Below are 23341 nucleotides of genomic sequence, written 5' to 3'. Positions count from 1 at the left end.
AGTGTTATTCCATAATACAAAAAGGTCGTTTCACTCCCCTTCACTGGAGTGAAACGACCTTTTTCATTTTGGATAACTTCTATAGTGAGCGTAAAAAAACACAGTTCCCGAAAGAACTGTGTTCTGTAAGTTGGTAACCACTCTTGCAAGGGCTTGCCAAGTAAATTATATATTTGTAGCAGACAGCTTAACTGTCCTGCTGTTTCTTATAATTTTACTACGTTTTCAGCTTGCGGTCCGCGACTACCATCAGTGATGTCGAATTCTACTTCTTGACCTTCGTCCAAAGTCTTGAATCCTTCACCTTGAATTGCTGAGAAGTGTACGAATACATCTTCGCCGCCTTCTACTTGAAGAAAACCATAACCTTTTTCTGCGTTAAACCATTTTACTGTACCTTTCAATTGAACAACCTCCTAAAAATAACCGCCATATATGGCGTATAACTATAGTATACTGCAATCTTCTGTTCAAATCAATCAAACCCAACCCTTAATATATGATTTAATTTGCTTTTCCCTTCTCCAGTGCGTTATCATTGAGCCAAAAGCCAAAAATCGCCAGGGTGGTAATGATAATGATCAAAAAACATGAAATATACAAAACAGACAAATGGAATATGATGACGGTAGAAGTTCAAGGCCGCTACATTGTACTCCGCGAAATTTCCGATCAATGGGGAGAAGAAACACATACCTTCCTTAGTCGTCCAGCGATGATGCAATGGGTGAATAACCGCTTCAACAAAGAATCTTATAAAGACAATGAAGAAGAGTACAAAAACATCATTGCAGCTTTCAAACAGGTATAACAGGAAATGAATAACGAAAATCTCACGATTTATGTTGTCCTAGTCCTCTGTCTAGGCGCAGTATTAATTATGACCAAGGATCGTGTCCCGCCGAAACTAAAGCGGGGCATGGCCATGGCTGCGGTCGTAATGATTCTGTTTGCTTTCATCTTTGTTATTTATAGCTTGTTGGCATAACTACCATATAAAGAAGACTAAATATTAATAATCAGGACTTAGCAGGACATAATAAGCTGACTCTACTTTTCAAAGAGGAGGACGTCATGCCTATTACACTCAAGTCCATCCCTCTTCTACTTGTGCTCAGCTTGCTACCGGGTGAAATATCATCCACAGTATTGCCGAGGGAGATTATGCCTACTACATCTCATCATTCTAGGAGGGTTTCTATGGAACAATTATTGAAGAGAAGTGAAGTACCTGCTGAGAATCGTTGGAAGCTTGAAGATATATTTGCCTCTCAGAAGGATTGGGATGCAGAATATGCTGAAGCTAAATCACTGATCAAAAAAGCTGCTGATTTCCAAGGTAAACTTGATTCCGCAGAAGCTGTGAAACAATGTTTTGAGCTGGATGACAAGCTGTCCGTCTCCACTGAGCGACTTTTTGTCTATGCTCATATGCGTCAGGATGAAGACACTGCTAATCCTGAATATCAAGCTTTGTCCTCCAAAGCGAAGAAGCTTGGGATCGAAGCAGGCGAAGCCTTTTCTTTTGTAACCCCAGAAATCTTGGCACTGCCTATTGAGAAGTTGGATCAATTTATTGCTGATCCTGAACTGTCCGCTTACACCTTCACTTTAAAAGAGATGAAACGTGAGAAAGCGCATGTATTGTCCAAGGCTGAGGAAGCTCTGCTTGCCCAAGTTGGAAACCTAGCACAAGCGCCTCAGAATATTTTTAGTATGCTGAACAACGCAGATCTGAAATTCCCTAAGATTAAAGATGAAGATGGCAAAGAGGTCGAGCTGACTCACGGCAACTATATCAAGTTCTTGGAAAGTTCCGATCGCGAGGTTCGCCGAAATGCTTTTAAAGCAGTCTATGACACCTATCGTAAGCAAAAAAACACCATCGCAGCAACGCTTAGCGCCAATGTGAACAAAAACGTCTTTTTCTCACACGTCCGCAAGTATCCATCTGTAATGGAAATGTCTCTTTACGGTGATAACATTCCAAAAGAGGTATACACCAACCTGATTGATACGATTCATGAAAGTCTTCCTTTAATGCACCGTTACATGAAGTTGCGTCAAAAGCTGCTTGGTGTGGATGAGTTACATATGTATGACCTATTTGCACCACTAGTAGATGAATATAAGCTGGATATCACGTACGAAGAAGCGAAGAAAATTACCAAAGAAGGCCTCAAACCGCTGGGTGAAGATTATCTGAATGTGCTGCAAAAAGGCTACGACAATGGCTGGATTGATGTCTATGAGAACGAGAATAAACGCTCTGGCGCTTACAGCTGGGGCCCTTATGGCACACACCCATACGTCCTGCTGAACCATAACGATAATCTGAACAGTATGTTTACTCTGGCACATGAGATGGGTCATGCTCTACACTCTTATTTTTCAGACAACGCTCTGAACTATCGGGATGCACAGTATACTATTTTCCTTGCAGAGGTTGCTTCGACTACCAATGAAGCTTTGCTTATGGATTATCTACTCAAAAAGTCTACAGATCCTAAGGAAAAAATGTATCTGCTCACCTACTATGCCGATCAGTTCCGGACAACGATTTTCCGGCAAACAATGTTCGCAGAATTCGAAAAGATCATTCATCAGCGTGTTGAAGAGGGCGATTCGCTTACCCCTCAAGATCTTTCAAGTATCTACTACGACCTGAATGTCAAATACTACGGCAAAGAAATGGTTGTAGATCAGGATATCGAGATGGAATGGGCACGAATTCCGCATTTCTATAACAGCTTCTATGTTTACAAATATGCAACAGGCTTCTCGGCAGCGACTAGCTTTGCCAAACAAATCCTTGAAGAAGGTAAACCGGCGGTAGATCGTTACCTCGGCTTCCTGAAGAGCGGTGGCAGTGATTACTCCATCAATATTTTGTCAAAAGCAGGCGTTGATATGTCGTCTCCTGAGCCGATTCGCGAAGCGATGAGTGTGTTCGAAAGTGTTATCGAGCAAATGGAACAGTTGACCAAATAAGGCAGAGAGCTTAGTATTACATTAATCCCTTGCCCTATCTGGGCAGGGGATTTTATATTGTTATATCCCCCTGAGGAGGAAGAATTCAATGAGAATTCAATGGTCACTAATTGCGGGTCTAATCTTCGCGCTGCTAACCGCCATATTCGCAGTCATCAACGTTGATCCCGTTCAAGTCAATTTCGGTTTTGATGTGGTTAATATACCACTTATACTCGTTATTCTTGGCTGCGCGTTAATTGGCGGAATCATCGTGGGCTCTTACGGCATTTTTCGTCAATACAAACTACAAAAGCAAATTAAAAGCTTAACTGCTGAGCTTACCAAGCTTCGTGATGCCGACACTTCACTGGATTCTTTTAACACAGACAATGATGGCTTAACAGGAGGGCTTAACTAATGATTACCATTCAACCTAATGAAGACTACATACTTTCCATCCTAAAAAAATTACTCGACACCCCCAGCCCAAGCGGTTTCACCGCACAGGTAATGACACTAGTTGCTGAAGAAGCAGCTGCGCTGAACGTACCTTTAAGCTGGAATGAAAAAGGCGGCGTAATTCTTAACGTCCCTGGCTTAGATCCCTCTCGTACTATTGGCATCAGCGCTCACGTGGATACACTTGGTGCCATGGTCCGCTCGATTAAAGCTAATGGTACACTGCGTCTGACCTCTGTGGGTGGCTTCGCCATGCACAGCATTGAGAATGAATACTGCACGATCCATACCCGTAGCGGCAAAACTTATACAGGAACCATCTTAACCAGCCATCCATCTGTTCACGTATATCCAGACGCTCGTGACTTCAAACGATCAGAGGAGAACATGGAAGTACGTATTGATGAGCTGGTATCTTCTAAAGAAGACGTACTCAAGCTTGGCATTTCCGTCGGAGATTTCATTTCTTTCGATGCACGTGCAGTGATTACGCCTAGCGGCTACATTAAATCCCGTCATTTAGATGACAAAGCAAGCGTGGCTGCCCTTCTCGGATTGCTGGAAAGTATTAAACGTGAAGGCTGGAAACCTCTCCACAACCTTTCTTTCCTCATCTCTAACTACGAGGAAGTGGGACATGGTACAGCTTGGATTCCTGGTGAAATCAATGAAATGATTGCCGTCGATATGGGCGCCATGGGTGATGATCTCAGCTGTAAAGAAACCGATGTATCCATCTGTGCAAAAGACTCTTCCGGCCCTTACGATTATGTTATGACAGGTCGTTTGATTGAACTGGCAGAAGCACTCGCAATTCCTTATGCCGTTGATATTTATCCTATGTACGGCTCCGATGCTTCCGCAGCGCTCAGAGGCGGAAACAATATCCGTGCAGCATTGATTGGCCCAGGTGTACATGCCTCCCACTCCATGGAACGTACGCATAAGCAAGCTGTAGTGAACACTGCTAAGCTTCTCGCTGCTTATGTGGGGACAAACTGAGGGTAGCTCTGGCAAGCTGAACCAGCTCTGGAGGCGCAGACAGGGACTTATCGTCTCACTTCTGGTGTTATTGATAGTGGGGTTAGCGCTATCGTTGTTTCTGGTATTTAGAAATCACAAGGAAGATCCCTTTAAAGGTCTTCCTCACGCCTATAGCTTTTTGGAAACAGTGAGTACAGATAACGTGCAGCTCTATATGATGTCACTTTCACCTGAAGATATTAAGCTCAGGGCCGCGGGTGTCCCTTTACGGCAAGTTAATGCATATGGGATTAACGGTGGTTTTTTCTATCAAGATGCGCTTTTATCCATGGCAATCATGAATGATACTCCAGTCAACGGAGCCCAGAAGGGTTATGGGTCTGGCTGGTTCAATGCTAAATACGCACGTGGAACCCTTGTCTGGGATGGTGCCAGCCGTAGCTTCTCCGTACAGGTTGTCTCTTCTGGAGAAGAATTGAAGATTACTGATCGCCAGCATTATTTTGCGCAAGGTGGCATTAGTATGAATCTGGGACACGAAGACTTATGGGAAGCGGCAGTAGCTGAAGAGCATCTTCCTTACGCTGATGAGAAACGCCTGCGCTCAGGCATGGTGTATGACAACACAGGAAAGCTCTGGCTGATTGTTACCCCAACGCTCTCAACAGCGGCAGAGTTCCGCTCAGCGATCCTCCAGACAGTTCCTGCTAAGGGTCTGGAGGGCATCTTCTTGGACGGAGATGGCTCTTCCCAGATGAATGCGAAGGAAATCATTGTACCCGGCGATTCTCGGTCTGTAGTACAAATGATTGCTGTGGACGGAACGAAATAAATAAGTAGAAAAATAAAAGAGTAGAATTCTCCAATTAGTGGAGGATCCTACTCTTTTTTTGTTTATTGGTGGTTCACTTGTTCTTCAACAGACACTGCCGGAATTTCCGGTGGTCATCACTTTCGGCTGGTGCTTACGGACCCAGAAGGCGTTATTCGCAAATTATTAGCCTTTGGAGCATTCTTTCGGACCCAAGCGACGTTATTCACGCAAAAAAGGAACGTATTGGGTGCTTTTAGTGTCAATAGCGACTGTGGTGTCCGTTAACATTCCAAATGGGTTATAATGCTGCGTTTAAGGTTAGCTGTGTCCGGGTAGTGATTTGTAAGAATCACTGTGATTTAAAAGCCAGCCTCAATCCCAGACTTGCTCCAGTTTATCTGAATAATAAGAAATGGCCTTACTGTAACTTCTTATCCCTTCATCCGCAGAGGTTTCTGCCAACAGCTTAAGCAGCAGTTCCATCGCTTGACTATGCTCTCCAAGATTGTGCAAGGTCATGGCTAGGAACGCCGGAAATTCCTTATTCTCCGGGTACTCCTGAACAGCCTGCATCAGAAGACCTTTTGACTTCTCGTATTCTCTGAGTGTCCGGTAGGTGCTGCCCAGTCCCAATAGAGCGCCAACTCTCTGCTCAGAAGGTAATCCTAACGCCAAGCTTTTCTCATAAAAGGGTACTGCCGCCCGCTCCAAACCCAGCACATCATGCGTCCAGGCCAATTGATATAGAAGTTCAGCGTCCCCAGCATTCTGCTCATATAGCTCAAACAGCATCATTTTGGCTTCTTCCGCTTTACCAGCGTTGCGTAGGGCTACGGCAGCTTTAAGTTTATCTTCCACACAGAGCCCTCCCCTATTTTCATTCAAAGCCATCCAACGGGTTTAAGCCTTACCAGCGATTTTCTCCGCAAGCTCGTTCAGATAGGTCCAGCGTTCCATAAGACGCTCCAGCTCTGCTTCGGCTAGGCGTTGCTCCTCTACTAGCTCCTGCAGCCTTCCAGAGTCAGCAAAAGCCGCCTCCATCTGTACACTAATATCCGTCAAACGTTGCTCTGCAAGCTCAATTTGCTCATCAATGCCCTCATATTCACGCTGTTCCTTGAAGCTGAATTTGAGTTTTGTTTTGGGAGTCGTTGAAGCTGCAGGGTTGCTGGCAGTGTCCGCGGCCTCTTTTTGCTTTGAGCTTCCTTCTTTGTTCGGTTCTCCAATGCGTGACGGTACATTTTTGGCCAGCCATTCTTCATATTCCGTATAATCGCCAACATGAATCCGGATATCGCCATTTTCAAAAGCAATCAGCTTATCTATCGTACGGTCCAAGAAATAACGGTCATGGGATACGGTAAAGACGACACCCGGAAATTCATCCAGATAATCTTCCAAAACAGCCAATGTGCCGATATCCAAATCGTTCGTAGGTTCATCCAAAAGCAATACGTTAGGTGCTCCCATCAATACACGAAGCAGATACAAGCGCCTTTTTTCGCCACCAGACAGCTTGGAGATCGGTGTCCACTGCATCGCAGGAGGGAACAAGAAGCGTTCCAGCATTTGACCAGCCGTAATCACACTGCCGTCTGCTGTCCGTATCACTTCTGCTTCTTCCTTCACGTATTCAATGGCACGCATACTGTCATCCATATCCTGATGCTCTTGTGTAAAGTAACCAAGCTTAACCGTAGCGCCAAGCTGAACTTCACCTTTATCGGGTTGCAGCTGACCTGCAATCATATTTAAGAGTGTGGATTTGCCGCTGCCGTTCGGGCCGACGATGCCCACTCTATCCTGGGGTACAGCGATATAGCTGAGATCTTTGATTAGCTGACGACCATCCAACGCTTTCGACAGGTCATTAATTTCAATGATCTTGCGACCTAAACGTGTAGAAGCCACAGAGATATCCAATGAACCGTTCGAGCTGCTTCCCGTACTCTCTTTCAGCTTCTCGAAGCGGTCGATTCTTGCCTTCTGTTTTGTTGAACGGGCTTTGGCACCGCGACGAATCCAAGCCAGCTCTGTACGCAACAGATTCTTACGCTTCTGTTCGGCAGAGGCTTCTCGTTCTTCTCGATCGGCTTTAAGCTCTAGAAACCGTGAATAGTTAGCTTCATAACGATAAAGCTGGCCACCATCTAGCTCTAGCATGACACTAGCCACACGCTCCAGGAAGTAACGATCATGCGTCACCATCAAAAGAGCGCCGCGCCGTTTCTGCAAATATTGCTCCAACCAAGCCACGGAATCCGTATCAATATGGTTGGTAGGCTCATCAAGAATCAGCAGTTCAGAGGGGGTAATCAGTGCAGCTGCCAGAGCCACACGTTTACGTTGTCCACCAGAAAGTGTGTCCATTAACGCATCAAACTTTAAGATGCCTAGCTTGGTAAGCACGCTTTTGGCTTCACTCTCCAAATGCCATGTTCCCGCAGCGTCGATCGCCTGCCCAATCTTTACTAGTTTTCCTTCCAGTTCAGCATTACCAGGCTGCTGTTCAAGCTGGGACATAGTCTCCATATACTCACGCATGGTAGCAAGGTCTGGATCATCCCCGGCGAACACTTGCTGCAAAACTGTATTCATAGGATCATAAGGAGGATTCTGCGCCAAATATTGTACTCTTACATTATTCCCGATGGCAATTTGTCCACCATCCGGAGTATCCAGACCGGCAATAATCCGTAAAAAGGTTGATTTACCCGTTCCATTCACACCGATCAAGCCAATTTTATCCCGATCGTCCATACCAAATGAAGCGTCGCTAAAGAGTACTTTCTCGCCATAACTCTTGGAAAGATGTTCCACGGTCATAATATTCATGCTATTTCCTCGCTTGCCTTATATTTTCATAAAACCGGCCCGCATCTAACCAATGCTATTTATCCGGTCTATCATCCTATCCAAAATTCAGGTGATCATGGCCCCTCTAATAAAAAGACCAGCAGCGAAATCAGCGCGTTTATACGCGTCCTCCTCCGTAAAAGACGGATCAAATAAAATATCCATCTTCAAACGATCCAGCATCCCTATGTAGGACTGTGCCATAAGCTCAGGCTCGGATGCTCCACCTTCTAATAATACCTTGACCACATCTTGCATGTATTGCTCCATAAATTGAGTCATATACGCCACTAATTCAGGATTATTGTTAGGGGCACGGAAAAAGAGCTTCGTATGCCGCTTGCGTTCATAATAATAATTCAAGTGATGTTTAGCAATGATCGAAAGTTTACCGGCCAAAGTATCACTAGCCTTCAGCCTTTCCTGTAATTGCAGGAGAAACCCCTCACAATCGCGGCGCGTCACTGCCATGAATAATTCTTCCTTGCTCTTGAAGTATAAATAAACGGTGCCCTTTGCTATCCCGGCTTGCTCCGCCACTTCCGACATCTTCGTTTCGTAAAATCCACCTGAACCGAAGAGCTCGTATGCGGCATCCAGAATAGCAGTATGTTTTTGATTGGATGCGCTACTCATCGGTCCCTCCCTAAACTGTGCCGTTCAAAGCTTAAATTCAAATGCTAAATGATCATGCTCAGCAGTAAGGCAGCTGCACCGCCGAGGATAGAGCTGATGGCATTGACTGCGTCATTGCTCATCCACTTCCAGCCTCTTGCGTGTACAGCTGGAGCCCCACAATGCTGTGAACCTTCCACTTCGCGGCCGCATACGGTACAGCGGTTCATCTGCTGCACGGTTGCACCAAGGATAGAGTCGGCAAAGGCGCCGACTAATCCTCCGGCAAGTCCTGCTAGGGTAAGCAGCACGAAAGAGTGATCCGGCATGCCGGATATCATACGCAGCAGCCAAGCTGACGCACCGATGAGTGCGCCTCCTGCCGCCGCCGCCAGCGTACCCAAGCTGGATACACCACCCGAAGCTCCGGCAGGAAGAACTTTACCCGTAAGGACAGAACGAGGCGGTTTCTTGCTCAGTGTTCCGATCTCCGTAGCCCATGTATCCGAGGTTACTGTAGCCATTACACCAATAAATAGGAACCCCCATAGCTCATGCGGGAAGATCGCATTCAGAAAAACCAGAACCATGCCAAGTCCACCGTTAGCAAAGACCTGCCCGGCATCGCGGCGGCCCGTCTTAGCATACGTCAGCTCTAATTCTGCTTTATTATCATGATGAAGTTTGGACAGCAGGCTTGAAGTGATGAAGAAGATCAGCAATATCCCAAACCAAAAAGCATTTCCGGCACCAAAATAAATAGTGCCCATCACTACCGCGGCAATCATGCCAGAGAGACTTAAAGACTGCTTCCAATATGCCGCTCCCGCAACAATCAAAGCGCCTAAAGCGCCAATAACCCACTGCATAGATTCATCTCCAACAGATCTATTAACCGATCAGGCAAGTCCCCATCAGCTTGTCGCCCCAGTACAGCTCGAAAGCGTCGCCAGCTACAGTAGGACCCACGCCTGCCGGAGTACCTGTAAATATCACATCGTCTTTCCCTAACCCGTAGCGCTCCGCGATAAAATCAACAATTTTTTGAAGTGAAAAAATCATGTTTTTAACATTGCCGCGTTGTACTTCCACCCCATTTTTCACCACTGTAAAATCAGTTCCCTCCAGCTCTTCCTTATCTGGAAACGCTATGTAAGGGGTGAGTGGTGCGGCATTTTTAAAGCCTTTAGCTGGCGTCCACGGCAAACCTTTCTTCTGCAGATCATTATGCACATCACGCAGCGTGAAATCCAGTCCCAGTGCCATAACATCTACCAGATCCTCCACGCTCATGCCTGGTGTATAATCACGTGCAATACGCAGTACAAGTTCACCTTCATAATGAATCTGACCCGCATCCTTTGGCAGCTTAATTACTGCTTTATCGAGGGAAACAGCCGCATGTGAGGGCTTCATGAAGATGAGCGGCTCCACGGGCACATTGTTACCCAATTCCTCCGCGTGTAGCTTGTAGTTGCGTCCAACACAATATAGATTATTAACAGCAGCGCACATAAACAGTCAGCTCTCTTTCCCATCGATTTGGATTATTTATACCTTCAGAAAGGTGTCGCCCCATATATCCGGGCGGTTTGTACAGATCATTATATCAGAATGCATGTCGGCTAAGCGACGCATCTCTTTCGCTTTGTTCACAGTCCAAGCCATAATTTCCACCCCACGCTCGGACAAAAGCTTAGCCAGTCTAGGATTCAGACGCGAGAAGCTAATCGAAAGTAAAGAGCAATCCAGTTCATGCAGCCTGCGTGCAGGATTGCCAAATCTGGAATCAAAGATCAATCCGGTACGAAAACGGGGATCAATTTCCTTGACTTTTTTTAATGCTCCAGTATCAAAAGAGGTCAAGATCACGTCGTCCCGCATACCTTTTGCAGAAATAAGATCCGTCACCGCCTTCTCAATGCCAGGATACATATCTCCCACTGTTTTCAGTTCAATATTCAGACGCAATCTTCCAGAGGCTAGTGACAACACCTCTTCCAAAGAAGGCACCCGCTCGCCCTGAAAAACACGCCCTTTCCAGCTCCCCGCATCCAGACGCCGGATATATTCCCAGTCCATGTTCTTTACCTTGCCATGACCATTGGTCGTCCGGTCCAACGTATAATCATGAATGACAACAGGAACGCCGTCTTTGGAGAGCTGGACATCAATTTCCATCCAGTGCACAAAGGGCATGGCAATCGCCATCCGAATGGCTGCCAATGTATTCTCTGGAGCTTTACCGGAAAACCCTCGATGGGCTACACACAAATTGTTCATCATAAGGACCTCCCAGGAACCCTATTTGGTAACTTGAGTGACTTTACCGTCGCTGCCGATCTTTACCCGTCCTGCGGATAGAGCTTCTACTCTTTTTAACAAAAGCTTTCCATCCACTTCGTTCATTGGTACAGGCTGTGCTAGCTCGGCTTTCATAGGCTTCAGCTTTAAGGAGCATTGACCTTTTACACTACATTCCGCCTGAAAAACCGCAGTTTCCCAAGTGGCAGGCACTGTAGATCTCGTAAAAATAAAATTCCCGGTGCTGTAGGCAATCCATTTGCCCTTGTATGGCTCCACGCCTTGCAACACATGTGGATGGCCGCCAATGACAAGATCGGCTCCTGCATCGATAAAGCTATGGCCCAGCGACTGTTGCGTTTTATCATATTGTTCTACCCGTTCTTTACCCCAATGGACCACTACGACCACCAAATCGGCTTTCTTTTTGGCTGCAGCAATTGCCTTCAATCCCTCTGCACTATCGTATACGGAGGCAAGCCCCGGCTTATTTTTTCCTGCCATCCAATCCGACGCAGGAATCACCCGGGTGAATCCCAGCAAAGCGATCTTAATGCCCTTACGTTCAAAATATTGCGCCGAATATGCTTCTTTGCTGTTAAGCCCCGCACCCACATAAGGAATTCCTCTTTCAGCAAGGTGGTTAAGGGTATCCCGCAAGCCTTGCTCTCCTTGATCAAGCGTGTGATTATTCGCCATATTTACTGCGTCCACACCCGCTGACTTAAGCGCATCCAGAGCGAGTGGTGATCCTTTGAATACAAATTGCTTATTAGTGGCACTTACGCCACCTGTGGTCACTGGAGTTTCCAGATTCAAGATCGTAAGATCATCTTTCTTGAACAGACCCTCCAATGCGGCATACGAATAATCATAACCTTTCTTCTCCAGCAGTTCTCCAGCTTTCCCGGAAAATATAACATCTCCACCAAAATTCAAAGTTACCGTCTTACCAGACGCGTTATCATCTGACGGCAGACCAGACACTGCATCATTATTTGCTGCTTCCGAGCTGTCCTCATCCTTCGCAGGGGTCGCTGTCGCTTCAGGAGCTTGTGTTTCAATAATCTCTTCGGGCTCCTCCTGCGGTGTAGGCGTTGGCTCTGGAGTTGCCGTAGGAGAAGGGCTTGGCGTCTCTGTAGCTTCAGGCGTTGCAACTGCAACCACCGGAGGTGCTGTCTGAGGCTGATCACTACTCTCTGGTATAGGCGTAGCTGTCGCTTCTGCTACCGGAGGCGGTGAGGCGCTTTTCTTGTCAGGGTCATTCGTAAAGCTATAAGTCAATAACACGGTAATCATCAAAAGAAGACCTGCATTGATCCAAGCCCAGGCCGTTCTGCGCTTGCGTTTGCTCTTATGTTTGTTCTTTTGTCTAGAACGCGATCGCGGCGGATACATGGTTTCTGTGATCTCCTCTACTCTCAAATTGTTTTTATTATAGCATATCTATCACAGCACCCTACAAATAAGAGAGTCGATAGAAATAGAAAATTTTACTAACTAAAGAAAAACAGTGAAGCGCCTCATGCTTCGCTTCACTGTTTTATTTAGTCATCGTACTCACATTTCATTCATTAGCTGTTTAGCAACGCTTTCCGCAATAAGCTTGGACTGCTTGATGCAATCTGGCATTGCTATGCCATTAAATCCGGCGCCAATGACATACACACCAGGAAGCGAAGCCGCTAAATCTTTGCGGAATTCGGTAATATTATCAAGATGTCCTATAGGATACTGCGGCATGGAATGCTCTAAGCGGGTGATTTCCGTAAATATTGGTTTCGCAGTAATGCCCATGATCTCTCGTAAATCTTTAAGCACAAGCTCCGTCAAAGCCTCATCAGGCAGCTGAACATTCTGTTCATCACCAGAACGACCCACATAACAGCGCAAAAGCACCTTACCATCAGGAGCCGTATGCGGCCATTTCGTAGATGTCCATGTGCAGGCAGTAATATTTCGCCCTTCTTTACGAGGCACAAAAAAACCTGATCCATCATATTCGTTAACAATATCCTTTTTGTTAAAAGCCATGACTAGATTCGCTACTGAAACATAATCCACCGCTTCCAGCGCCGTAACCTCCATATGGGGACGAAGTAAGTCAGCAGCCGAAAAATTAGGTGTAGTGATATATACATCATCTGCAAGCAACCGTTCGCCATTCTCCAGCTCTACCTCATAAATAGAAGGACTCCCAACAGCCTGAATAGAAACTACGTTAGATTCCGTCCGTTGTTCTACATCATGTAGCTCATAAATCAGACTATGCACGAGGCTTTGCAGCCCTTTGCGGAACGTCAAGAAGGTACTCTGTGTAGTACCTTCCTGTACCTTTTTATTCTTTCGCCCTGTGCGCATTCCACGAATAAGGCTGCCATACTGTTGTTCTAATTGTCCAAATTGCGGAAAAGTAGCATGCAGGCTAATTTTTTGTATATCTCCGGCGTACATGCCAGAGAGGAGCGGCTCGGTTAAGTTCTCCAGCACTTCAGACCCTAGACGGCGCTCAATAAGCTCACCAAGCGATTCGTCTTCATCATTACGCCGCGGAGGAAGAATAAAATCCATCATCGCACGTATTTTACCCCCAAACGAAACTAACCCACTTGATAAAAAAGGTTTCAGTTCGGTAGGGATACCGAGTACAAGACCGTTTGGCAAAGGATTAAGCTTGTCCCGCTGCAAGATATATCGCTTCTTAGCAAGAGGGTTAGTGGATACCAGCTCGTGATCCAATTCCAGTTCCTTAGCCAGCTCGCACATCTCCGCCCTTTCCGCCAGAAATGAATCCGGTCCCTTTTCAATCACAAAACCATCGCGATGTAAGGTTTCAATCTTTCCACCGAGGTTTTTCTCTTTCTCAAGCAAGACAATATCAGGCTTAATACCCGCTTCTTTATAAAATTTACGAATATAAAAGGCGGCGCTGAGTCCGCTCAGCCCTCCGCCTATGATAACAATTTTTCTTGTGGGGCCAATCATGATTGAGCGGCCTTCATCTGCTCCAGTCGTTTACGAATTACATCGCTCAATACAGACATATATGCGGGATCACTATTCAGTGAGTCAATCCGCATAAGACGCATATCAAGCTCTGCAGCTACGGCTGTTGCCTCAATATCGAGATCGTACAGTACCTCTAAATGATCGGATACGAATCCGATAGGGGCCACCAATACGTATTCCACCTGTTCTTTACTAAGCTGTTGCAGCGTGTCCAGAATATCTGGACCAAGCCACGGTTCAGCTGTGCGGCCAGCACTTTGCCAAGTAAACTGCCAGTTGGTTACGCCTGCTTGAGCTGCAATTGCCTGCGAAGTTTCCAGCAGCTGATCCCGATATGGATCACCCATAGCCAGAATACGTTCTGGAAGACTATGAGCGCTGAATAATACGCGAATCTCATCACGGGTCGCACCTGCTTCAATATATTGATCCAGCTTCGCCGACACTCTTTGGCTTAACACATCGATCAATTCAGGATGCATATGGTAACTCTCCACAAAACCCATGTCAATCTTGCATGCATCAGCCTTTTCCTGCGCACGCTTGATGTAGCTCCCTACACTCATACTGGAATAGTGTGGCGCCAAAACAATACCCACTGCTTGAGTAATGCCATCCTTCGCCATAGCCTCCACGCCGTCCTCAATAAAGGGACTGGCATGCTTCAAGCCTTGATAGCAGACAAATTCAACATCTGCTCCCGCTTTATCCGCATTTAATGCTGCTTGTAAAGCTTCTACTTGCCGGTCTGTATTCTCCCGCAGTGGGAATACCCCCCCGACGATTGCTTCATAACGGTCGGTTAACTCTTTAAGCTGCTCTGCTGTTGGCGGGTTCCCCCGTCTAATATGCGTGTAATAAGCTTTAACATCTTCTAGGCTCTTAGGAGTGCCATACGACATGACGAGAACACCTATTTTTACTGTCACGGATTCCGTCCCCTTTACAATTTAATAGCGTGGAACAAATAAATTCTTATATTTTTACGAACGTTGCTTAGCCGTTTCTTGTAATACTTCCTGAGAATAAGCGTGAATATACTCCGTCAATTCTCTAAGTTTGTCTAATGAGGCCTCCGGGAATAATCCATGGCCCAGATTGAAGATATAACCTGGCTCAAGCACCCCTTCATCGATCAGTGCTTTCGCGCGTTCTTTCAAGAGGTCCATCGGAGCTGTAAGCAAATATGGATCAAGATTTCCTTGAATCGCAAATTTATTGCCTATTCTGCGTCGGCCTTCAGTCAAGCTAACTCGCCAATCCAGCCCGATTACGTCTGCTTGAAGCTTCGTAAGGCTTGGCAGCAATTCTCCAGAGCTTACGCCAGGAAAGTATATTTTAGGTACATCAAGATCAGATAATTCGGAAAAAATACGAGAAACCGTCGGCAGCACGTACGTTTCAAAATCGCGTGGAGCAAGCGCACCAACCCAACTGTCGAACAATTGGAAGGCTTTGCCTCCACTCCGCACATGACTTCGGAGGTAAGTGATAATCATATCGCCTAGCTTGTCCATCAGCATTTCCCAGACACGGGGTTCACTGTACATTAGCTCTTTCGTACGGATATATCCTTTGGAAGGTCTACCTTCGATCAAATAGCTGGCAATTGTAAACGGCGCGCCTGCAAAAGTGATCAAAGGAACGTCCAGTTCCTTATCCAGAATAGCAATCGTTTCCAAAATGTGGCTCAGATCACCCTCCACATCAATGGGTTTTAGTCTCTCCACATCAGCTGCACTACGGATCGGATTCTCAATCACTGGACCGATATCCTTAACGATATCGAATTTCACTCCGATTGAAGCAACTGGATTCATAATGTCGGAATACAAAATGGCCGCATCCACACCCAGCTTGCGAACGGGCATCATGGTTACTTCTGCCGCCAGCTCAGGCTGCTTGCAGATTTCAAGCAACGAATACTTTTCCTTAATTTTACGGTACTCGGGATCATAACGGCCGGCCTGCCGCATGTACCATACGGGAACGTGCTCCGTGTCCTGCTTTCTGCAGGCGCGGATAAAAGTGTCATTGTAGGTCATGATAAGATCTCCATTATATTTTATTAGATTTTTTTTAATCGGCATATCTACTATTATGCCCTTTTTAAAAGCTTGTAACAACTAATACGAAGAGTTTGGAATGACAATCCTATGACATTACTATGACATGTGTTGCACACATGAAGCTGCAAAAAATGATATACTGATAAAATGGCATTTTTTCCGTGAATCATATATTCTCTGAAATTCTTTGAAAGGATGTGAAAGCACTATGAAGAAATGGGAGACCTGGAAGGTCAACCTCTTAGTGCTTTGGTTCGGGCAATTTTTGGTGAATGCTGGAATGACAATGATTACACCCTTCCTGACCTTGTACCTTGCGAAGGATCTTGGTGTCCAGGGTGAACATGAAATTGGAATCTGGGCGGGACTTATTTTTGCCGCAAACTTCTTAACCTCTTTCATATTCCAGCCATTATGGGGCAAGCTTGCAGACAAATATGGACGCAAAATCATGTTGCTGCGTTCCAGCTTTGGGATGGCTATTGTCATGGTATTAATGGGCTTCGCACAATCCCCTTTACAGCTGCTCCTGCTCCGTCTCTTAAACGGTACAATCTCTGGCTTCAATCCCGCCTCCATCGCACTGGTGTCAGGTACTACCCCCAAAGAACGTATGGGCTTCTCCATGGGATTGATGCAATCAGGATCTGTTGCAGGGACAATTCTAGGGCCACTGATTGGTGGCTTACTTGCCGATTTAATCGGATTTCGGCCGATTTTTTATGTCGTTGGAGCCTTGCTCTTTATCGCCTCTCTGCTGGCATTATTTCTTGTTAAAGAAAAATTCGACCGCGCTGAAGCCGCACAAGAGCCACAGGTTTCTGTACTCGCAGGCTTGAAGGAATTAATCAAAATCCCTCAGCTTCCAGCTCTATTCGGTGTAACCTTTCTGCTGCAATTTGCAATGATTAGTCCTATGGCCTTGTTGCCACTTTATGTAGAAAAATTAAATGGACCCGCTGAGAATATAGCCTTCTTGGCCGGGATGGTCAGTGCGGTTACAGGGATCTCCAATATGCTGGCTTCGCCCTTGCTTGGGAAGCTAAGTGACAAAGTCGGCGCACATCGTATTCTGACCTATGCGTTAATTGGCGCTTCACTCTTCCTAATTCCGCAGGCATTCGTAACTAGTGTCTGGCAGCTGATTATAGTCCGTTTCCTAATGGGAGTCTTCATGGGCGGACTGTTGCCCAGCGTTAATGCGCTTATCCGCTCCTATACCCCTGACGGAAAAGAAAGCCGCGCATTCGGCTTCAACAGCAGTACATTGGCGCTAGGCAATATGCTGGGAGCTATCTTGGGCGGCTTTCTATCAGGTTACATCGGAATTGAGGGGCTTTTCATTATATCCGGCTGCTTGCTGCTGGTTAATACGATTTGGGTTCGATTGAAGCTGTACAAAGTAACAACACCGCGGTTATTTCGCTAATCAGCTATTTGACCATCGCTAGTGCCAGTCCATCATAGGCAGGCAGACATGTACTGATAAGACGTTCATCCGTAGCGATCATCTCATTGAAGTGGCGCACAGCCAGGATGGCAGGACCATTTCTATCTGTATTTAAGGTCCGTCCACGGAGAAAAATATTATCACCCGCAATGATCGCTCCTGGATTGGCCAGCTTGATGGCATATTCCAAGTAGTTAGTGTAGTTCAACTTATCTGCGTCAATGAAAAAGAAATCGAACCTAGCGCCCTCTGCTTCCAGTGCCTTCAGGCTGTCCATTGCGGGTCCTATTCTATACTCCGTAGTATCCCCGAAGCCTGCCAGCTCTAAATTACGGCGGGCAAGCTCGGCATAGTCGGCTCTCAGCTCTAGCGAAGTCAGTGTGCCACTTTCAGAGAAACCGCGGGATAAGCAAATTCCGCTGTAACCGCCAAGTGCGCCAATTTCCAAAATACGCTTAGAGCGAGACAGTCTAACTAGCATGGTGAGCAGTCTTCCGTACCCCGGCTCGACAGACACCGGCGGCATGCCTGCTTGAACGATTGCTTCTTTTACTCGAAGCAGAATTTCGTCCTCTGTATAAAGTTGTTCACTGTATTCTTCTTGCGTAAGCATAAAGATTCTCCTTTGAGGATCCCCCGTTTGCTCATAGTAAGGGATGACGGGGAACATTTTATGATTTATGGAATGCCGGGCATTGTGAAGTGTCCCACATTCCCCTATACTTGTATGGATGCTTTAAAGGACGACAATGTCGTCTCTTCTTATTGTACTGGCTTTTAGTATTTATCTACAAGTTAAACGGAGTTGAGAGTATTTGAGCAAATTACAATTAATCGCTACTGCCCCTATGGGTTTAGAAGCTGTGGTAGCGCGCGAATTAAACGAACTGGGTTATGAGACCAAGGTCGAGAACGGACGAGTATTATTCAGCGGTGATTACATCGATATCTGTCGCTGTAACTTGTGGCTGCGTACATCTGACCGCGTATTGGTTAAAATGGGCCAATTCCCTGCTAAAACCTTTGACGAGTTATTCGAAGGGGTTAAAGCGCTGCCTTGGGAAGACTGGATTCCAGAGAATGGAGAATTCCCGGTTGAAGGACGGTCCCATAAATCACAACTAACGAGTGTACCCGCTTGCCAAGGGATTGTCAAAAAAGCCATCGTCGAGAAGCTGAAGCTTTCGTATCATACAGACTGGTTCCCGGAGAACGGTCCTCGATATGTGATCGAGGTGATTTTATTAAATGATATCGCTTTGATCACATTAGATACCACAGGACCCGCGCTTCACAAACGGGGTTACCGCAGACATGCAACAGAGGCTCCGCTGAAGGAAACAATGGCTGCTGCACTAATCCAGCTTAGCCGCTGGAATGGCCATCGGCCGCTGTTCGATCCATGTTGTGGTTCGGGAACACTGTTAATTGAAGCTGCCATGATCGCTTGGAATATTGCTCCAGGACTACGCCGCTCATTTCCATCTGAACATTGGCCAGTCATCCCCAAACATCTTTGGGAAGAGGCTCGCGAAGAAGCTTTCGATGCTGTGCGCGATGATTATCCTTTGCAATTAACAGGTACGGACATCGATCCAGAAGCGATTGAAATTGCTGAAGCTGCCGCCAAGAGTGCTGGACTGTCCGGAGAAATCACCTTCAAAGTGATGGCTGCTGCCAAAGCAAGACCTGAAGGAGAATATGGTTGTATCATTACCAACCCTCCCTATGGAGAACGGATCAGTAATGACAAAGAAGTGGAAAAGCTGACCCGCCAGTTTGGTGAAATGATGATATATCTGCCAACATGGTCATTTTTTGCGATCAGCCCATACAAGGAATTCGAACAATTTTACGGTCGTAAGGCAGACAAACGCCGCAAACTGTATAACGGACGTATCGAGTGTCAATATTATCAATACTTGGGTCCACTTCCACCTAGAAATCCGAAATAATTAGGATCACCATTGCTTTGAATGCAGAACGGACATCTACCTCGTATGAGGAGGATGTCCGTTTTTCTCCGAGTATAAGACTGTTTTAGTTTAGCGCCTATAACTTTTCGCTCATATATTTCTATGAGAAACGTTTATCATCTGAAAAAGACAACAACATTGTTTATTCTGGTTTTAATTATTTTCTGTGTTAGGAGGTTTTATAATGTCTGACTTTCCATCAAATCGGAGCAGCACAACCGTAACAAGTACAGTAGTTGCTGTGATTCGCTCCCGATATATCGGTTATCTCCTTTTTCTTGGCATCATGCTGGCCAAGTTATTATTTCTGCATAGTGGGCTGCATGCTCCCAATATAGATATGAACCGGCAGGACAAATGGATTGCTGTAGGTTCAGTCATGTTATTGTCTTTTTGGACTCTGTGGCTTCCCCGCCGGGGACAGACGATAGCGTTGTTAAGTATAAACTTGCTTCTGACACTGCTTATTTATTCGGATATCGTCTACTATCGTTATTTTCAGGATTTTATCACGGTACCTGTATTGTTTCAGGCTGGACAGATGGATGCGCTTGGTGGAAGTATCTTCGCCCTACTGCGTCCTTCCGATCTTTATTTGTTCGCTGACTGGCTTCTGTTTATTGCCTATGGAATCGGAACAGGGTTCTACCACCAGAAAACCCATACATACTTGTCTAATGCCGCCCCTCGCCGTTATGGGCAATCTCACTCTTATTCTCAAACCGGTTATTCCCGCCGCTCTTCACGCCTGAGCAGGATGCTAAAAAGAAGCGTGAATGGCATCGTTGCTCTGGCGCTAGGTTGCGTGCTGACCTTTGGCCCTATCCACACCTACGCTACTACCTGGGCTAAAGATCTATTCACTGGCAACTGGTGGAGTCTGGCGATGTATAACGTAACCGGACTAATCGGTTTTCACGGTTATGATATTTACTTATATGCTAAAGATCATCTAGGTCCGCAGCCCGAGCTTTCGCAAGAAGAAGCCACCTCAATGCAGCTCTGGTTCAATAAACAAAACACTGAGCAAAATGCCAATAATGACAGCTTTGGAAAATACAGCGGAAGCAACATCGTTGTTATTCAAGCTGAAGCTTTTATGAACTTTGTAGTTGGACGCTCAATATCCGGCCAGGAGATCACGCCTAATCTGAACGCTCTAATCAAAGAAAACACCTATTTCAGCAATTACTACCATCAGACCTCACAAGGACGAACTTCCGATGCGGATTTCACGTCCAACGCTTCCCTGTACCCGCTGGTCTCCGGCTCGGTATTTGTCCGTTACCCGGATCATCAGTTTGACACGCTACCTGCTATTTTGAAATCAAAGGGCTACAGTACCAATGCTTTTCATGCGTATGAAGGCAGCTTCTGGAATCGGCAGATTATGTATAACGCGATGGGTTATGACCATTTTTATAACAAAAAAGACTATACAATAGACGAACCTCTAGGCTGGTCTCTGGGTGACAAATCCTTTTTGCGGCAATCCCTCGATATTATGGACACTTCAGAAACGATACAGCAGCCTTTTTATTCATTTTTGACTACACTATCCAGCCATCATCCTTATTCTCTCCCTGCAGATAAACAAGGGCTTGATACTGGAGAGTTCAAGGGCACGATCTTCGGAGATTATTTGCAGGCTGTTCACTATACGGATGAAGCTTTAGGGGAAATGGTCAAAGAGATGAAGCAGCGTGGGCTGTGGGATAATACCATTGTTGCTTTCTATGGAGATCATGATAATTCGATCCAGGAGACCTCTTATTACGAACAATTTCTCGGCAAAAGCCTTAGCGCACTCGATATGCAGCAAATAATGCATCAGGTTCCCTTGCTCATTCATCTGCCAGGCTCTAACGCCTCTGTCCTAGATTCAGCTCCAGCTGGTCAGTTGGATCTTACACCTTCCTTGCTCCATTTGCTGGGGATCTCACGTGATCCTTATTATCTCATGGGCAATAATCTGTTTAGCGGGCATGAGCGTCTTGTAACGCTGCGATCCGGCGCCTATGCCGATGCAAAGCTGTCTTATCTCCCCAGCGAAAATGGGCAATTTGCCAGCGGAACCTGTTATAGTCTCGAAAGCCGCGAAGCCGTTGACGTAGGGGAGTGCAGCATCGGGTATGAGACCAGTAAGCTCCGGCTACAGATCTCCGACGATATCATGAAATATGATGGAATCAAGAAGCTCAAGAACACACAATCTGCACCTTAAGCTTACATCCGGGTAAACGAAGAGACTGTCCAAAAAACTATCGAAAAGGGCTGCTGCGATATCCTCTCTATGTTGGACATTTACCACTTGATTGTTGTTGGAAGCACGTTTAGTTTTCCGACTTGGATCCGCGAAGTATCTCACTAACGGACACAGCTGACCCTAAACGCAGCATTATCCGAGATTTGGAATGCTAACGGACTCCAGAGCAGCTATTAGCCTAGAAAACGCCGATATGAGCCTCTTTTTAAGGAATAGCGTCACTGGGGTCCGAAATCTTGCTTTAAAGGCTAAAAACAGGCAAATAACGTCATCTGAGTCCGTAACGCCTGTGGGATGAGGAGATGATGGGATGGTGGAATGATAGGATGGTGGATGGTGGATGATGGGATGGTGGGCTCGATGAGACGGTGAGATGGTGGGACGATGAGATGATGAGACGGAGAAATGATGGGATGATGGACACGATTGAAGTAAGCCGTCAATGGCCAGAAAACGCAGAGCAGCGATCCTCCAAATAACAGGAGAATCGCTGCTCTGTTTACTTTTACTTATTCTGAGAATGAAGAGGGATCGACCCTATTATCTTAGTTGATAAGAACTCAGTATTATTTCTGAACGGAGGGCTGTTTGATAAAAGCTTCCGCTTTCTTCAACACTTCATCCTCCGTTGGAGCACTCACATAACGACCATTCACATAAACAAAAGCCCGTTTGCCACATGGACCGCAGTACGACTTGCAGCCGACCTTGATCTCGGCATCAGGTGCCATTTTTTGCAGCTTAGGGATAATACTTTTCAACTTCATGAAATTACATTCATCGCACACTTGTATTTCGTTAGCCATGGAGCAACCCTTCTTTGTGTTCGAAATTTACAGGCGAGTGTTTAGTGATCGCCGTGATTACCTTTAGAGGGATTCGTAATGACAAAACCTTCTTGTGGAAGATACAAATAATCAACGACCACGCCATCAAGGAGTGGTTGGCTCGGATCAAGAATAACATCGATTTCCTTATCTGTCGATACTACAACATCGTTCTCTTTAGGCGTGTCCAAGTCCAGTCCGTAGTGAGCATGATCACCGTGTGCATGTGTAATTGCTACGCGCAGCTTCAACTCACTGTTTCCTTCCAGCTCCATTTGTTTCTTTATCACTTTAGCCGCATTACGGGTAATTTTGACCTTCATCTATATTCCATCTCCTAGTCCGAAAATTAAATACTCAATTACTTATTTTAAAGGTAAATGACATCTAAAAGCAACTATATTGGCTAATTAGCTCTGAAGTTCTTGTCGAAAATGTGCGGTGCTATCCTTCACCCTGCTGAAGGGTAGGATATTTCCGGCCCATTCGTGACACGAACCAGCCCATTAGCAGCATGTTCACTCCAATATCATCGATCGGAATAAATGGCATGAAGTCCGGCAAGACCCAATAGAGCAGTACTGGAATTGTAAATAACAGCTTGTCCCCCATTGCTACTTTAGGGGAGCGGATGTATTGCCAGGAGCTACTGAAGATATGGGACCATTGTTTTAGTGACAGTATTTTTTTCAGTTTCATGGTGACCCTCCTCCCAAGTAAAAAGGATACAGCCGCGGAT

24 protein-coding genes are annotated in these 23341 nt (G+C 45.9%); 9 read left to right on the top strand and 15 right to left on the bottom strand.

What is annotated here, in order from left to right; genetic code table 11:
* Positions 1–206: 206 nt before the first annotated feature.
* Positions 207–404 carry a cold shock domain-containing protein gene (locus MHH89_RS01715; protein ID WP_036689272.1) on the bottom strand — a complete coding sequence of 66 codons (198 nt, stop codon included), beginning with the start codon at positions 402–404 and terminating at the stop codon, positions 207–209.
* Between the two features lie 173 nt (positions 405–577).
* Here MHH89_RS01715 and MHH89_RS01710 point away from each other — a divergent pair, with 173 nt between their 5' ends.
* The 6 genes from MHH89_RS01710 (at position 578) to MHH89_RS01685 (ending at position 5248) form a co-directional block, all read left to right on the top strand.
* On the top strand, positions 578–811 hold the full coding sequence (locus MHH89_RS01710) for a hypothetical protein (RefSeq protein WP_036689271.1): 234 nt from the start codon (positions 578–580) through the stop codon (positions 809–811).
* 6 nt (positions 812–817) lie between these two features.
* The gene (locus MHH89_RS01705; RefSeq protein WP_036689267.1) at positions 818–988 is read left to right on the top strand and encodes a hypothetical protein; all 171 of its coding nucleotides are present in this window, start codon (positions 818–820) and stop codon (positions 986–988) included.
* Positions 989–1200: 212 nt separating this feature from the next.
* A complete protein-coding gene (gene pepF / locus MHH89_RS01700; protein WP_076125113.1) occupies positions 1201–2991 on the top strand; it encodes an oligoendopeptidase F in 1791 nt (596 codons plus the stop codon).
* A gap of 88 nt (positions 2992–3079) precedes the next feature.
* Positions 3080–3391, top strand: a complete 312-nt coding sequence (locus MHH89_RS01695; protein WP_042126298.1) for a LapA family protein — start codon at positions 3080–3082, stop codon at positions 3389–3391.
* A gap of 2 nt (positions 3392–3393) precedes the next feature.
* On the top strand, positions 3394–4434 hold the full coding sequence (locus tag MHH89_RS01690) for a M42 family metallopeptidase (protein WP_076184364.1): 1041 nt from the start codon (positions 3394–3396) through the stop codon (positions 4432–4434).
* Complete coding sequence (locus MHH89_RS01685; RefSeq protein ID WP_076184353.1) at positions 4418–5248, top strand: hypothetical protein; 831 nt, start codon at positions 4418–4420, stop codon at positions 5246–5248. The genes MHH89_RS01690 and MHH89_RS01685 overlap by 17 nt, the downstream gene beginning before the upstream one ends.
* A gap of 354 nt (positions 5249–5602) precedes the next feature.
* On the opposite strand, the gene MHH89_RS01680 is transcribed toward MHH89_RS01685, so the two are convergent.
* The 10 genes from MHH89_RS01680 to hemE form a co-directional block, all read right to left on the bottom strand.
* Positions 5603–6088 carry a tetratricopeptide repeat protein gene (locus tag MHH89_RS01680; protein WP_254848719.1) on the bottom strand — a complete coding sequence of 162 codons (486 nt, stop codon included), beginning with the start codon at positions 6086–6088 and terminating at the stop codon, positions 5603–5605.
* Positions 6089–6130: 42 nt separating this feature from the next.
* Positions 6131–8065 carry an ABC-F family ATP-binding cassette domain-containing protein gene (locus MHH89_RS01675; RefSeq protein ID WP_076125106.1) on the bottom strand — a complete coding sequence of 645 codons (1935 nt, stop codon included), beginning with the start codon at positions 8063–8065 and terminating at the stop codon, positions 6131–6133.
* 87 nt (positions 8066–8152) lie between these two features.
* Entirely contained in the window at positions 8153–8722 is a 570-nt protein-coding gene (locus tag MHH89_RS01670; protein ID WP_076098408.1) for a TetR/AcrR family transcriptional regulator, read from the bottom strand.
* A gap of 44 nt (positions 8723–8766) precedes the next feature.
* Entirely contained in the window at positions 8767–9570 is an 804-nt protein-coding gene (locus MHH89_RS01665; protein ID WP_076218389.1) for a DUF92 domain-containing protein, read from the bottom strand.
* Between the two features lie 22 nt (positions 9571–9592).
* Complete coding sequence (locus MHH89_RS01660; RefSeq protein ID WP_036689251.1) at positions 9593–10216, bottom strand: fumarylacetoacetate hydrolase family protein; 624 nt, start codon at positions 10214–10216, stop codon at positions 9593–9595.
* A 36-nt stretch (positions 10217–10252) separates the two neighbouring features.
* The gene (locus tag MHH89_RS01655; RefSeq protein WP_445739137.1) at positions 10253–10984 is read right to left on the bottom strand and encodes a glycerophosphodiester phosphodiesterase; all 732 of its coding nucleotides are present in this window, start codon (positions 10982–10984) and stop codon (positions 10253–10255) included.
* Positions 10985–11005: 21 nt separating this feature from the next.
* Complete coding sequence (locus MHH89_RS01650) at positions 11006–12403, bottom strand: CapA family protein (RefSeq protein WP_076125103.1); 1398 nt, start codon at positions 12401–12403, stop codon at positions 11006–11008.
* A gap of 162 nt (positions 12404–12565) precedes the next feature.
* Positions 12566–13990, bottom strand: coding sequence for a protoporphyrinogen oxidase (hemG, locus tag MHH89_RS01645; RefSeq protein WP_341086151.1), 1425 nt, complete (start codon positions 13988–13990; stop codon positions 12566–12568).
* On the bottom strand, positions 13987–14943 hold the full coding sequence (gene hemH, locus MHH89_RS01640) for a ferrochelatase (protein WP_076125099.1): 957 nt from the start codon (positions 14941–14943) through the stop codon (positions 13987–13989). The genes hemG and hemH overlap by 4 nt, the downstream gene beginning before the upstream one ends.
* Positions 14944–14997: 54 nt before the next feature.
* Positions 14998–16059, bottom strand: a complete 1062-nt coding sequence (gene hemE / locus MHH89_RS01635) for a uroporphyrinogen decarboxylase (RefSeq protein WP_076125097.1) — start codon at positions 16057–16059, stop codon at positions 14998–15000.
* Between the two features lie 232 nt (positions 16060–16291).
* Here hemE and MHH89_RS01630 point away from each other — a divergent pair, with 232 nt between their 5' ends.
* Positions 16292–17512 carry an MFS transporter gene (locus tag MHH89_RS01630; protein ID WP_038569803.1) on the top strand — a complete coding sequence of 407 codons (1221 nt, stop codon included), beginning with the start codon at positions 16292–16294 and terminating at the stop codon, positions 17510–17512.
* Positions 17513–17516: 4 nt separating this feature from the next.
* Here MHH89_RS01630 and MHH89_RS01625 read toward each other — a convergent pair whose 3' ends face one another.
* Positions 17517–18146: an O-methyltransferase gene (locus tag MHH89_RS01625; protein ID WP_076191324.1), complete on the bottom strand. Its 630-nt coding sequence runs from the start codon at positions 18144–18146 to the stop codon at positions 17517–17519.
* A 202-nt stretch (positions 18147–18348) separates the two neighbouring features.
* Here MHH89_RS01625 and MHH89_RS01620 point away from each other — a divergent pair, with 202 nt between their 5' ends.
* Both MHH89_RS01620 and MHH89_RS01615 read left to right on the top strand, forming a co-directional pair.
* Positions 18349–19488, top strand: coding sequence for a THUMP domain-containing class I SAM-dependent RNA methyltransferase (locus MHH89_RS01620; RefSeq protein ID WP_036689227.1), 1140 nt, complete (start codon positions 18349–18351; stop codon positions 19486–19488).
* Positions 19489–19693: 205 nt separating this feature from the next.
* On the top strand, positions 19694–21733 hold the full coding sequence (locus MHH89_RS01615; RefSeq protein ID WP_341086148.1) for an LTA synthase family protein: 2040 nt from the start codon (positions 19694–19696) through the stop codon (positions 21731–21733).
* A gap of 608 nt (positions 21734–22341) precedes the next feature.
* Here MHH89_RS01615 and MHH89_RS01610 read toward each other — a convergent pair.
* The 3 genes from MHH89_RS01610 to MHH89_RS01600 all read right to left on the bottom strand — a co-directional run bounded on the left by MHH89_RS01610 (position 22342) and on the right by MHH89_RS01600 (position 23301).
* On the bottom strand, positions 22342–22581 hold the full coding sequence (locus MHH89_RS01610) for a DUF1450 domain-containing protein (RefSeq protein WP_036689224.1): 240 nt from the start codon (positions 22579–22581) through the stop codon (positions 22342–22344).
* Positions 22582–22622: 41 nt separating this feature from the next.
* Complete coding sequence (locus tag MHH89_RS01605; protein WP_036689223.1) at positions 22623–22925, bottom strand: HesB/IscA family protein; 303 nt, start codon at positions 22923–22925, stop codon at positions 22623–22625.
* Positions 22926–23046: 121 nt separating this feature from the next.
* On the bottom strand, positions 23047–23301 hold the full coding sequence (locus tag MHH89_RS01600) for a hypothetical protein (RefSeq protein ID WP_341086146.1): 255 nt from the start codon (positions 23299–23301) through the stop codon (positions 23047–23049).
* Between the last annotated feature and the right edge of the window lie 40 nt (positions 23302–23341).

This window comes from Paenibacillus sp. FSL H7-0323, from assembly GCF_038002725.1.
In the GTDB taxonomy this organism is placed as follows: domain Bacteria; phylum Bacillota; class Bacilli; order Paenibacillales; family Paenibacillaceae; genus Paenibacillus_AQ; species Paenibacillus_AQ odorifer.
The sequence above is the reverse complement of the archived record's forward strand: the minus strand, read 5'-3'. Positions and strand labels throughout refer to the sequence as shown.